Source organism: Kitasatospora sp. NPDC053308 (assembly GCF_055585785.1).
Window position 1 is genome coordinate 375,184 of record NZ_JBVJJY010000007.1, and the last position, 11,574, is coordinate 386,757.

Annotated in this window: 11 protein-coding genes; 8 read left to right on the plus strand and 3 right to left on the minus strand. The window is 73.1% G+C overall.

Features of this window, described 5'->3' with window-relative positions:
- Positions 1-31: 31 nt before the first annotated feature.
- A complete protein-coding gene (locus ACZ6Y7_RS19190) occupies positions 32-703 on the plus strand; it encodes a dihydrofolate reductase family protein (RefSeq protein ID WP_465759075.1) in 672 nt (223 codons plus the stop codon).
- Here the strand turns inward: ACZ6Y7_RS19190 and ACZ6Y7_RS19195 are convergent.
- Positions 591-1,691: an EamA family transporter gene (locus tag ACZ6Y7_RS19195; RefSeq protein ID WP_465759076.1), complete on the minus strand. Its 1,101-nt coding sequence runs from the start codon at positions 1,689-1,691 to the stop codon at positions 591-593. The genes ACZ6Y7_RS19190 and ACZ6Y7_RS19195 overlap by 113 nt on opposite strands.
- A gap of 132 nt (positions 1,692-1,823) precedes the next feature.
- Here ACZ6Y7_RS19195 and ACZ6Y7_RS19200 point away from each other — a divergent pair, with 132 nt between their 5' ends.
- The 6 genes from ACZ6Y7_RS19200 (at position 1,824) to ACZ6Y7_RS19225 (ending at position 6,496) form a co-directional block, all read left to right on the plus strand.
- Positions 1,824-2,249, plus strand: a complete 426-nt coding sequence (locus tag ACZ6Y7_RS19200) for a gamma-glutamylcyclotransferase family protein (RefSeq protein ID WP_465759077.1) — start codon at positions 1,824-1,826, stop codon at positions 2,247-2,249.
- A gap of 261 nt (positions 2,250-2,510) precedes the next feature.
- Complete coding sequence (gene cbiE / locus ACZ6Y7_RS19205; RefSeq protein ID WP_465759078.1) at positions 2,511-3,860, plus strand: precorrin-6y C5,15-methyltransferase (decarboxylating) subunit CbiE; 1,350 nt, start codon at positions 2,511-2,513, stop codon at positions 3,858-3,860.
- Positions 3,857-4,618, plus strand: coding sequence for a precorrin-4 C(11)-methyltransferase (cobM, locus tag ACZ6Y7_RS19210; RefSeq protein WP_465759079.1), 762 nt, complete (start codon positions 3,857-3,859; stop codon positions 4,616-4,618). The genes cbiE and cobM overlap by 4 nt, the downstream gene beginning before the upstream one ends.
- A complete protein-coding gene (locus tag ACZ6Y7_RS19215; protein WP_465759080.1) occupies positions 4,618-5,382 on the plus strand; it encodes a cobalt-precorrin-6A reductase in 765 nt (254 codons plus the stop codon). The genes cobM and ACZ6Y7_RS19215 overlap by 1 nt, the downstream gene beginning before the upstream one ends.
- A gap of 54 nt (positions 5,383-5,436) precedes the next feature.
- Positions 5,437-5,940, plus strand: coding sequence for a DinB family protein (locus ACZ6Y7_RS19220; RefSeq protein ID WP_465759081.1), 504 nt, complete (start codon positions 5,437-5,439; stop codon positions 5,938-5,940).
- A gap of 49 nt (positions 5,941-5,989) precedes the next feature.
- Complete coding sequence (locus tag ACZ6Y7_RS19225; protein WP_465759082.1) at positions 5,990-6,496, plus strand: protein-tyrosine phosphatase family protein; 507 nt, start codon at positions 5,990-5,992, stop codon at positions 6,494-6,496.
- A gap of 87 nt (positions 6,497-6,583) precedes the next feature.
- On the opposite strand, the gene ACZ6Y7_RS19230 is transcribed toward ACZ6Y7_RS19225, so the two are convergent.
- Both ACZ6Y7_RS19230 and ACZ6Y7_RS19235 read right to left on the minus strand, forming a co-directional pair.
- Positions 6,584-8,113, minus strand: coding sequence for a UDP-N-acetylglucosamine 1-carboxyvinyltransferase (locus ACZ6Y7_RS19230; RefSeq protein WP_465759083.1), 1,530 nt, complete (start codon positions 8,111-8,113; stop codon positions 6,584-6,586).
- Between the two features lie 167 nt (positions 8,114-8,280).
- The gene (locus ACZ6Y7_RS19235; protein ID WP_465759084.1) at positions 8,281-9,474 is read right to left on the minus strand and encodes a cobalt-precorrin-5B (C(1))-methyltransferase; all 1,194 of its coding nucleotides are present in this window, start codon (positions 9,472-9,474) and stop codon (positions 8,281-8,283) included.
- A 351-nt stretch (positions 9,475-9,825) separates the two neighbouring features.
- On the opposite strand from ACZ6Y7_RS19235, the gene ACZ6Y7_RS19240 reads away from it, so the two are divergent.
- A complete protein-coding gene (locus tag ACZ6Y7_RS19240; protein ID WP_465759085.1) occupies positions 9,826-11,565 on the plus strand; it encodes a TIGR03767 family metallophosphoesterase in 1,740 nt (579 codons plus the stop codon).
- Positions 11,566-11,574: the final 9 nt, after the last annotated feature.

Consider the following 11,574-nt stretch of genomic DNA (forward strand, 5'->3'; position numbering starts at 1 on the left):
CCGAGCCCGTTCCCCGACCCCAAGGACCTGCGTGCGCAAGCTCAGCTACCTCATCGGCACCACCATCGACGGCTTCATCGCCGACCCGGACGGCGGCTACGACTTCTTCTTCCCGCACCTCACCGAGGACTACGCCCCGACGCTCTTCTCCGAGTACCCCGAGACCATCCCCACCCCCGGCCGTGCGGCGGTCGGCATCGCGGAGGCGCCGAACAAGCGCTTCGACACCGTGCTGCAGGGGCGGAGCACCTACGCCGCCGGGCTGACCGTCGGGCTCACCAGCCCGTATGCCCACCTGCGCCAGATCGTCTTCTCCCGCACGCTGCGGCCGAGCCCGGACCCGGCGGTGGAGGTCACCGCCGAGGACCCGCTCAGCGTCGTCCGCCGACTCAAGCAGGAGGACGGGCTCGGCATCTGGCTCTGCGGGGGCGCCGACCTCGCCGGTCAGCTGCTGCCCGAGATCGACGAGCTGATCATCAAGCAGTACCCCGTGGTGGCCGGATCGGGCACCCCCCTGTTCCGCGCGGGCTTCGAGCCGCGCGCCTTCACGCTGACCGACAGCCGGGTCTTCGAGCGCGGGAACGTGATCCTCACCTACGCCCGGACGGCTCCTGCGGCGTCGACCGGGACTCCGAAGGACGCGGGTTCGCCGGACGGGCCGGGCGCGGACGGCCCGGACGCGGACGGCCCGGACGCCGGCTGACGCTCACCACCAGGCACACGCCGGCCACCACGACCGCCCCACCCGCCAGGGTGGGACCGGTCAGCGGCTCGGCCAGGATCAGCCAGCCCAGCAGCACCGCGACCACCGGGTTCACGTACGCGTAGGTGCCGACCAGGGTCAGCGGGGCCGAGCGCAACAGCCAGGCGTACGCGGTGAACGCGAGCAGCGAACCGAACAGCACCAGGTAGGCGAGAGCCAGCCAGGACCGGCCGGAGACGGCCGCGAGGTCCAGTCCGCGGTGCTCGCCGCGGACCAGGCCGATCAGCAGATCGCAGAGGCCGCCGGCCAGCATCTGGTACGCGCTCGCGGCGAGCACGTTGCCCGGCATCGGGAGCTTCTTGCCCGCGAACGAGCCGCAGGCCCACAGCAGCGTGGCACAGATGATCAGGACCACGCCGAGCGGTTCGATCGAACCGCCGATCGCCGGGGCCGACAGCACGCCGAGGCCGACCAACCCGAGCAGCACCCCGGCGAGTTCGGCGAGCCTCGGGCGCTCGCCACCCCCGAAGGCCGTCAGCACCACCATCCACAGCGGCACGGCGGCCACCAGCAGGGCGGCCAGGCCGGAGGGGACGGAGGTCTCGCCCAGGACCACCAGTCCGTTGCCACCGGCCAGCAGCAGCACGCCGACCAGGGCGGACGACGCCAGTTGCCGTCCGGTCACCTTCAGGCCGGCCGGGCCCTGGCGCACCAGCAGGTAGCCGACCAGCAGGAGGCCCGCGGCGAGGAAGCGAGCGGCGGCGGAGAGGAAGGAGGGCATCGTCTCCACCGCGATCCGGATCGCCAGGTAAGTCGAACCCCAGACGACGTAGACGACGGCGAGGGCCAGCCAGGCCGCGCCGCCGAGGCGGGCGACGGGGGTGGGCTTCACGGGGACGGCCTTCACCAGGGCGACCTTCGCGGGGGCGGCGGGAACCGCATCGGTGGGGGCGGCGGCGGCCGGTTGTGAAGAGGCGGGCGATGTCATGTGTGTCCCCCTTGGACGGTGCTGGCCCAACATCCGACATGACAGCGCATCCACGGCCCCGCGCGCCAGTCGGTATCGCGGATCGGACCGGAAGCCGTACGGTGGGCGCTCCCCAGCCGAGAGGTCGAACCCGTGTCCGCATCCGAGGAACCCCTGCCCTTCTTCGTGTACGGCACCCTGCGCAGCGGCCACCGCAACCACGCCGTACACCTGGCCGGGCGCTGCGCCGACATCCGCCCGGCAGTGCTGGACGGTGCCGCGCTGCACGAGGGCCCCGGCTTCCCGTACGCGGTACCCGATGCCGCGCCCGGGCGCTGGATCCTGGGCGAGCTGGTCACCGTGCGCCCCGGCGCGTACGACGGCGCGCTCGCGGATCTGGACCTGCTGGAGGAGTGCCGGGCGGACGGGACCGGGCTGTACGTCCGGCGGCGGATGGCGGTGCGGACGGCGCCCGGCGAGCTGCGGGACGCCTGGGTCTACCTCGCCGGACCGGCCGTCGAACGACGGCTGCGGGAACGGCCGGCGCTGATCGAGTCGGGGGACTGGGCGGACCGGTGACGGGGTGACGGGCCGATCGCGGCGGGTGGCGGAGAACAGATGTCAGGCGACAGCCGACAGCTGACAGATAACAGAGTTTGAAATCTGTCATCTGTTATCTGTCACCTGTTACCTGTCAGCTGACACCTGTCGGCTGTCGGCGGCCAGGCGTCAGCCACTCCGGGCCGCCCGGAGAGCACGCGCCTACCGCCAGGTAGGCTGCCCCGGCCAGCAGCTTCGCTGGACTGCTGGACTGCTGGACGAACGACGAGGAGCCACCCGGTGCCCGAGCTGCCACCCACGATCGCCGTCGTCGGGATCGGGGCCGACGGCTGGTCCGGCCTCGCCGCCGGCTCCCGCGCCGCGTTGCGGGACGCCGAGGTGGTGCTCGGCGGCCCGCGGCAGCTGGACCTGCTCCCCCACGACGAGGTCGCCGCCGAGCGCGTCCCCTGGCCGTCCCCGCTGCGCCCGGCCGTCCCCGGCCTGCTCGCCGCCCACGCCGACCGCCGGGTCGCCGTCCTGGCCAGCGGCGATCCGATGTTCTACGGAATCGGCCGCACCCTCGCCGAGACCGTCGGCGCCGAGCGGCTGCGGGTCCTGCCGCACCCCTCCTCGGTCTCCTACGCCTGCGCCCGGCTCGGCTGGCCGCTGGAGGCCACCGAGGTGGTCAGCCTGGTCGGCCGCCCGCTGGACACTCTCTCGCTCGCCCTCCACCCCGGCCGCCGCCTGCTGGTGCTCAGCGCCGACGCCGCCACCCCGGCCGCCGTCGCGGCGCTGCTCACCGAGCGCGGCTACGGCACCGCCCGGCTGCGCGTCCTGGAACAGCTCGGACACCCGGACGAGCGGCAGCTCGACGGCCCCGCCGACGGGTGGCCGCACCCGGCCGGCGATCCGTTGAACATCATCGCCGTCGAACTCGCCGACGGCCCCCGCGGTTCCCTCGTCCCCGGCCTGCCCGACGCCGCGTACGAGAGCGACGGCCAGCTCACCAAGCGCCATGTGCGCGCCGCCACGCTGGCCACGCTCGCCCCCTCCCCCGGTGAGCTGCTCTGGGACGTCGGCGGCGGCTCGGGCTCGATCGCCGTCGAGTGGCTGCGCGCCCACCGCGACTGCCAGGCCGTCAGCATCGAGCGCGACCCGGTGCGCGCCGAGCGGATCGCCCGCAACGCCGCCGCGCTCGGGGTGCCCCGGTTGCGCGTGGTGACCGGCCCCGCCCCCGACGCGCTCGCCGAACTCCCAGCCCCCGACGCCGTGTTCATCGGCGGCGGCCTCACCGCGCCCGGCCTGCTGGAGAGTTGCTGGGCCGCCCTGCGGCCGGGCGGCCGGCTGGTCGCCAACACCGTGACCCTGGAGTCCGAGGCGCTACTCACCGAGTGGTACCGGCGCCACGGCGGCGAACTCGTCAAGCTGGCCGTCGCCACGGCCGTCCCGGTCGGCGGCTTCACCGGGTGGCGCCAGGCCATGCCGGTCACCCAGTGGTCCGCCGTCAAGCCCGACCCCGGCACGGCCCCACCCCGCACGGCCCGACCCGCCACGGCCCGACCCGCCACAGCCCGACCCGGTGAGCCCGAACCCGGCAGGACCGACCGGACCGCCGACCGGACCGACCCCCTTCAGGAGGACGCCTCGTGACCGTCTACTTCATCGGAGCCGGCCCGGGCGCCGCCGACCTGATCACCCTGCGCGCCCAGCGGCTGCTGGCCCGGGCGGAGGTCTGCCTGTACGCCGGAAGCCTCGTCCCGGAGGAGCTGCTGGCCGAGTGCCCGGCCGGTGCCCGGCTCGTCGACACCGCCAACCTGAACCTGGACCAGATCGTCGACGAGATGACCGCGGCCTTCCGTGCGGGCAAGGACGTGGCCCGGCTGCACTCCGGCGACCCGTCCGTGTTCTCCGCCGTCGCCGAGCAGATGCGCCGCCTGGACGCCGTGGGCATCCCCTACGAGGTGGTCCCCGGCGTGCCCGCCTTCGCCGCCGCCGCGGCCGCGCTCAAGCGGGAGTTGACCGTGCCGACCGTCGGCCAGACCGTCATCCTCACCCGGATCGCCAAGCGCGCCACCCCGATGCCCGAGGGCGAGGACCTCGCCACGCTCGGCCGCAGCGGGGCCCTGCTGGTGCTGCACCTGGCCGCCGGGTACGTGGACGACGTGGTCGAGCAGCTGCTCCCGCACTACGGCGCCGACTGCCCGGCCGCCGTCGTCGCGATGGCCAGCCGCCCGGACGAGCTGGTGCTGCGCGGCACCGTCGGCGACATCGCCGAGCAGGTCAAGGCTGCCGGTGTGGTCCGCACCGCCGTCATCATCGTCGGCCGCACGCTGGCCGCCGAGCACTTCCGCGACAGCCACCTCTACTCCGCGGACCGCGAGCGCCCGCACGAGCCCTGCGGGGCGTGATGCGCGGCACGTCCTCGGGCCCGGTCCGCCATCTGCTCGTCCTCGGCGGCACGACGGAAGGGCGGGCGCTGGCGGCCGCCCTCCACGGCCGTCCGACCCTGCGGGTCACCAGCTCGCTGGCCGGCCGGGTCGCCCAGCCCCGGCTGCCCGTCGGGGAGGTACGGATCGGCGGCTTCGGCGGCGCGGACGGCCTGGCCGACTGGCTGCGCGCCGAGCGGGTGGATGCCGTCGTGGACGCCACCCACCCGTTCGCCGCGGGCATCTCGCGCAACGCCGCCCTCGCTGCCGCCGCCACCGGCGTGCCGCTGGTGGTGCTGCGCCGCCCCGGCTTCACCCCCGTCGAGGGGGACCGCTGGTTCCCCGTCCCCTCGCTGGCCGCGGCCGCCGAACAGCTGCCGCGACACGGGGAGCGGGTCTTCCTCACCACCGGCCGGCAGAGCGTCGCCGCCTTCGCCCACCTGGACGGCGTCCACGTCATCGCCCGCTCGGTGGACCCGCCCGAGCCGCCGCTGCCGCCCTCGTTCGAAGTCCTGCTGGACCGCGGCCCGTTCACGGTCGAGGGCGAGGAGAAGCTGCTGCGCCGGCTCGACGTCGACGTCCTGGTCACCAAGGACAGTGGCGGCGCCGCCACCGCTCCCAAGCTGACCGCCGCCCGCACGCTCGGCCTGCCCGTCGTCGTCGTGGAGCGCCCGCCGGTGCCGGAGGGCGTGCCGGTCGTCCCGGACGTCGAGAGCGCGCTGCGCTGGCTGGAGTGGCTGGGCTGAGTCCAGGTAGTGGAAATGCCGGCGGCCGCGCCGCCGACCCGGCAGGATGGCCCGATGAACGACGATCAGCGCCCCGAGCCCCCGCACACCGCCGACGAACGCGCCACCCTGGCAGGCTTCCTGGACTTCCAGCGCGAAACCCTCGCGATGAAGTGCGCCGGCCTGACCACCGAGCAGCTCCGCTCCCGGGTGCTGGAACCCTCGGCGCTGTCCCTGCTCGGCCTGGTCCGGCACCTCGCCGAGGTGGAGCGCAGCTGGTTCCGCAACGTGCTCGCCGACGAAGGCGTACCCGGCTTCTGGAAGCACCCGGACGGCTCCTTCGCCGAGTTCGACGTCGACACCGCCGACCCGGACGAGGCCTTCGAGGTCTGGCGCCGGGAGTGCGCCCACTCCCGGGAACTCGTCGCCGCCGCGCCGTCGTTGGACGCCCAGGGCCACCACGGCGAGGAAGTCTTCTCGCTGCGCTGGATCCTCACCCACATGATCGAGGAGTACGCCCGCCACAACGGCCACGCCGACCTCCTGCGCGAGCACCTCGACGGCAGCACCGGCGAGTAACGCAGCACGGGTAGCGCCGGGCCGGCCTGCCGAGCGAGAGGAAACACCGGTGCGGACCCGCCGGAAGGAACGCGGCACCCCCGGGCCGTCGGCCCCGTGGAACGAGATCGTCCCGGGGCTCTGGATGGGCGGGCACTACTTCACCCCGCCCGGCGGAGAGCTGCAACCCGCCGTCGTCCGGGACGAGTTCGACCTGGTGGTCAGTCTGTACACGCGCCCCGGCCACGGCCCGGAGCCGGGGGTGGAGCACGTCGTCCGGGAGGTGCCGGACGATCCGCTCTCCCCCCGGCAGCTGCTGGCCGTGCAGGAGGCGGCCGAACTCACGGCGGCGGCCGTCCGCCGCGGCCGGCGGACGCTGGTGCGCTGCCACTCGGGCTACAACCGCTCGGGCCTGGTGGTGGCGCAGGCACTGGTCGGCCTCGGCTGCGACACCGGGGAGGCGGTACGACTGGTGCGGGAGGGGCGGTCGCCGTGGGCGTTGAACAACGCGGTGTTCGTGGAGTACCTGGACACCGGGTTGGACGTGGCCATCCTGCTGACCGGCCTCAACGGGTAGGGTCGGTCAGCAGGATGACGAGCCGTCAGGATCATCAGCGCCCATCAGGACAATCCGTCAGGGCCGCCGGACGGGCCTGACGGTACGTCAGATGTCCCGGAAGGTCTCGATCCGGGCGCCGATCGAGTTGAGGCGCTCGGCGAGGTCCTCGTAGCCGCGGTTGATCACGTAGACGTTGCGCAGGACCGAAGTGCCCTGGGCGGCGAGCATCGCGAGGAGGATGACGACGGCCGGGCGCAGGGCCGGCGGGCACATCATCTCGGCGGCGCGCCAGCGGGTGGGGCCCTGGACCAGGACGCGGTGCGGGTCGAGGAGCTTGACGTCCGCGCCGAGGCGGGTCAGCTCGGTGAGGTAGATCGCGCGGTTGTCGTAGACCCAGTCGTGGATCATCGTGGTGCCGTGCGCGGCCGCGGCGATGGCGGCGAAGAACGGCACGTTGTCGATGTTGATGCCGGGGAACGGCATCGGGTGGATGGTGTCGATCGGCGCGGTCAGCTTGGAGGGGCGCACGGTGAGGTCGACCAGGCGGGTGTGACCGTTGTGGGCCCGGTACTCGGGGGTGCGGTCGTAGTCGAGGCCCATGCCTTCGAGCACCGCGAGTTCGATCTCCAGGAACTCGATCGGCACCCGGCGGATCGTCAGCTCGGAGGAGGTGACCACGGCGGCGGCGAGCAGGCTCATCGCCTCCACCGGGTCCTCGGCCGGGGTGTAGTCGACGTCGCAGGTGATCTCCGGGACGCCGTGCACGGTCAGGGTGGTGGTGCCGATGCCCTCGATCTTCACGCCCAGCTTCTCCAGGAAGAAGCACAGGTCCTGGACCATGTAGTTGGGCGAGGCGTTGCGGATGACACTGATGCCGTCGTGCCGCGCGGCGGCCAGCAGGGCGTTCTCGGTGACGGTGTCCCCGCGCTCGGTCAGCACGATCGGGCGGTCCAGCGGGGCGCCGGGCTCGACCGAGGCGTGGTAGGCGCCGCCGGTGGTGGCGACCTCCAGGCCGAAGCGGCGCAGCGCGGTCAGGTGCGGCTGGACGGTGCGGGTGCCGAGGTCGCAGCCACCCGCGTACGGGATGGCGAACTGCTGGGCGCGGTGCATCAGTGGGCCGAGGAACATCAGCACGCTGCGGGTGCGGCGGGCGGCCTCGACGTCCATCGCGGCGAGGTCGAGCTCGGCGGGCGGGGTGAGTTCGAGGTCGCGGCCCTCGTTGATCCAGCGGCTCTTGACGCCGATGCTGGTGAGGACTTCGAGGATGCGGTAGACCTCCTCGATCCGGGCGACGCTGCGGATCGTGGTGCGGCCGGTGGTCAGCAGCGACGCGCAGAGGATCGCGACGCAGGCGTTCTTGCTGCTGCGCACGTCGATGGCGCCGGAGAGCCGGGTGCCGCCCGCGACGCGCAGGTGCATCGGGCCGGAGTAGCCGAGGGAGACGATCTCGCTGTCGAGGGCTTCGCCGATGCGGGCGATCATCTCAAGGCTGACGTTCTGCTTGCCCTGTTCGATGCGGTTGACCGCGCTCTGGCTGGTGCCGAGGGCCTCTCCGAGCTGCGCCTGGGACCAGCCGCGGTGCTGGCGCGCGGTACGGATGAGGGTGCCGATACGGGTGAGGTAGTCGCCTGTCACTCGGCAGACCATATCTCATGCTTGAGATGGTGACAGAATCGACAGCGGGCGAGGCACCACTTTTGTCCGTTTCTCGCCCCGTATGGACGTCAGATCTTCACATCACCACACGATATTGCTGAGCTTCTGCTGCCTGACGCGCAGCGGGACTCGGACGAGCGCGACACTCAACTCGACGTCTCCCGGGGGCCGAGCGGTTCCGCCCGACCGACGATGGTGCCCGCGCGGTCGATGCAGATCACGTCCACCGCGACCGGCGAGCCCAGCAGCACGTCGAGGGCCGTCGCCCGGGCCGCCTCGGCCACCAGGTCCCCGAGCGGGACCCCGGCCGCACGGCACAACTGCACCGCCTCCAGCCCGGTGTTGGCCGCCGCCACCGCGCCGGCCAGCGCCTCGTCCGCCCCACCCCGGCGCGCCAGTTCGGCCAGGTACCCCTTGTCCACCTGGGAACGCGCCGAGTGCAGGTCCAGATGGCCGGCCGCGAGCTTGGACAGCTTGGCGAAACCGCCCGCGATGGTCAGCCGGGGCACCGGGTGGCGCTTCAGGTACTTGAGCACGGCACCGGCGAAGTCACCCATGTCCAGCAGCGCGTCCTCGGGCAGGCCGTGCACCGCGACCGCCACCTTCTCCGAGGTCGAACCGGTGCAGCCGGCCACATGCGTGCGCCCGGCCGCCCGGGCCACGTCCACACCGCGCCGGATGGAGTCGATCCAGGCCGAGCAGGAGTAGGGGACGACGATCCCGGTGGTCCCGAGGATCGACAGGCCGCCCAGGATGCCGAGCCGCGGGTTCCAGGTCGAGCGGGCGATCTCTTCACCGTGGTCGACCGAGATCTCGACCACCACGTCCCCGCTGCCGCCGTGCTCGGCCGCCACCTCGGCGACGGCGTCCCGGATCATCTGCCGCGGCACCGGGTTGATCGCGGGCTCGCCGACGGGCAGTGGCAGCCCGGCCTTGGTGACCGTACCCACCCCGGGACCGGCCCGGAACACCACCCCGGCCCCGGGCGCGCCGGCCCGCACGGTCGCGCGGATCAGCGCGCCGTGGGTGACGTCGGGGTCGTCTCCGGCGTCCTTCACCACTCCGGCCATCGCGCTCCCGGCCGCACCGGGCCCGCCGTCGAGCAACTGCTCGGCGGCGAGGGCGAAGGCGGGCCGCTGGCCCTTGGGCAGCGTGATGACCACCGGGTCCGGGAACTCGCCGGTGAGCAGCGCGGTGTACGCCGCCTTGCTGGCGGCGGTGGCGCAGGCACCCGTCGTCCAGCCGTGCCGCAGCCCGCTGCTCTTCAGCTGACCGGCCCGGCCTCCCGGCTGGGATCCCGCTCCGGCCCCCGGCTGGGCCCCGGCTCCCGCTGCGGCCACCTGCGCCTCGCTTCCGACGGCGCCCGCGCCGTCCTGCTCTCCCGGGCGGCCGCACCGGCCGCCGCCGCCGATTTTCCCCCATTCGCCCGGCCGGGGCCCGACCGGGGTGTCCTGCGCGGCCCGCGCCGCGAACCGGTCGGAGCGGGTGTACGAACCACGGGGCCGCCCGCGCGAGCTGCGGTGCAGTCGCCGCCCCACGTTCCCGAAGAGTTCGCTGCACGGCCCTCGCCCCCTGGCCTACCAGTGAGTAATCTGGCGGTCCGCCAGGAGCGGGGTTCATGACACATCGGCCCGGCACGGGGGTTGTCCCTCCCGCCGGGCCATCAGTCTGTGGGGGTTTTTGTGGCAGGGATGAGTCGGCGTACGTTCCTCACCGGTACGTCGGTGGCCGCCGCGTGGTCGGCCTTGTCGCTGGGCGGCGCGCACTTCGCCTCGGCCGCGGCGCGCGACCAGGCGCTGGCGGCGACGGCCGCCCGGGCGGTCACCGTGACCGGGACCACCCTGGAGCAGGTGGCCACACCCGTCGGCACCGGCGGCTACAAGCGGCTGGCGGCCGGACCGGGCTGGCCGCTGGTGGTGCGCGGCGAGCTCGCGGCGCCGGCCGCCGGACGGGACGACCGCCGCACCGGACTGGCCAGCTTCGTCCAGTTCAGCGACCTGCACCTGGTGGACACCGAGTCCCCGGTGCGCTTCGAGTACCTGGCCAAGTTCACCGGCAGCGCGTACCGGCCCCAGGAGGCCCTGAACGCCCGCGGTGTCTCGGCCCTCGTCGAGCGGGTCAACTCGCTCGCCGGCGGCCCCTACACCGGGCTGCCGTTCAGCATGGTGATGGCCACCGGCGACAACACCGACAACCACGAACTCGCCGAACTCGACTGGTACCTCAAGGTCATGGGCGGCGGCAGGCTGGCCCAGAGCACCGGTGACCCGAACCGCTACGAGGGTGTGCAGAACTCCGGCAACGCGGCCTACTGGAACCCCGAACTCCCCTACGGCGACGGCTACAAGGCCAAGGGCTTCCCGCAGATACCCGGCTTCCTGTCCGCCGCCGGCCGCCCCTTCGACGCGCCCGGCCTGCGCACGCCCTGGTACACGACGGTCGGCAACCACGACGACAGCATCGAGGGCACACTGCCGGATCTCGGCCTGCTCAACGACCTCTACACCGGCCAGTACAAGCTGGAGGGCTGTGACGACGCCACGGCCGCCCAGCTGATGGACTCGCTGCGCCGCGACCCGGCCGGCGCCGTCCTGCTGCTCGCCAAGCTGATCGCCGACGGCGAGGCGGTCCGCCGGATCACCCCGGACGAGCGCCGGAAGCCTTTCACGCTCAAGGAGTTCGCCAAGGCCCACCTGAACCCGGCGGTCACCGGAGCGGGCCCCTACGGGCACGGCTTCACCTCGGACATGGCGAGCAGCGGCAAGCTCTACTACACCTTCCGCATCTCGGAGAAGGTGGTCGGCATCAGCCTGGACACCACCAACCAGGCCGGGTTCGCCGACGGCTCGCTGGGCACCGCGCAACTGCGCTGGCTGGAGCAGCAGTTGAAGGCGCACAGCGGCCACTGGTACGACACCGACGGGAACCGGGTCACGGGCGGCAGCACGGACGACCTGATCCTGGTCTTCAGCCACCACACCAGCACCAGCATGGGCAACCTGCTGCCGGACCCGCGGAACATCTTCGAGAGGCGGCACGACGGCAACGAGCTGGTCGCGCTGCTGCAGCGCTACCCGAACGTGGTCGGGTGGGTGAACGGGCACACCCACATGAACAAGATCACGCCGCACGGCCACGCGGTGCCGGAGCGGGCGTTCTGGGAGATCAACACCGCCTCGCACATCGACTACCCGCAGCACGGGCGGATCATCGAGGTCGTGGACAACGGGGACGGCACGCTCTCGCTGTTCACCACGCTGATCGAATCCTCCGCACCGTACGGGACGGATTTCGGCAGCACCTCGGACGCCAACCTCGCGGCGCTCTACCGCGAGCTGTCGTACAACGACCCGAACGGGCGGGTGACGGCCCTGCTGGGCGCGGGCGAGGACCACAACACGGAGCTGCTGCTCGCCAAGCCGACCCGGTGAGGGGTGACG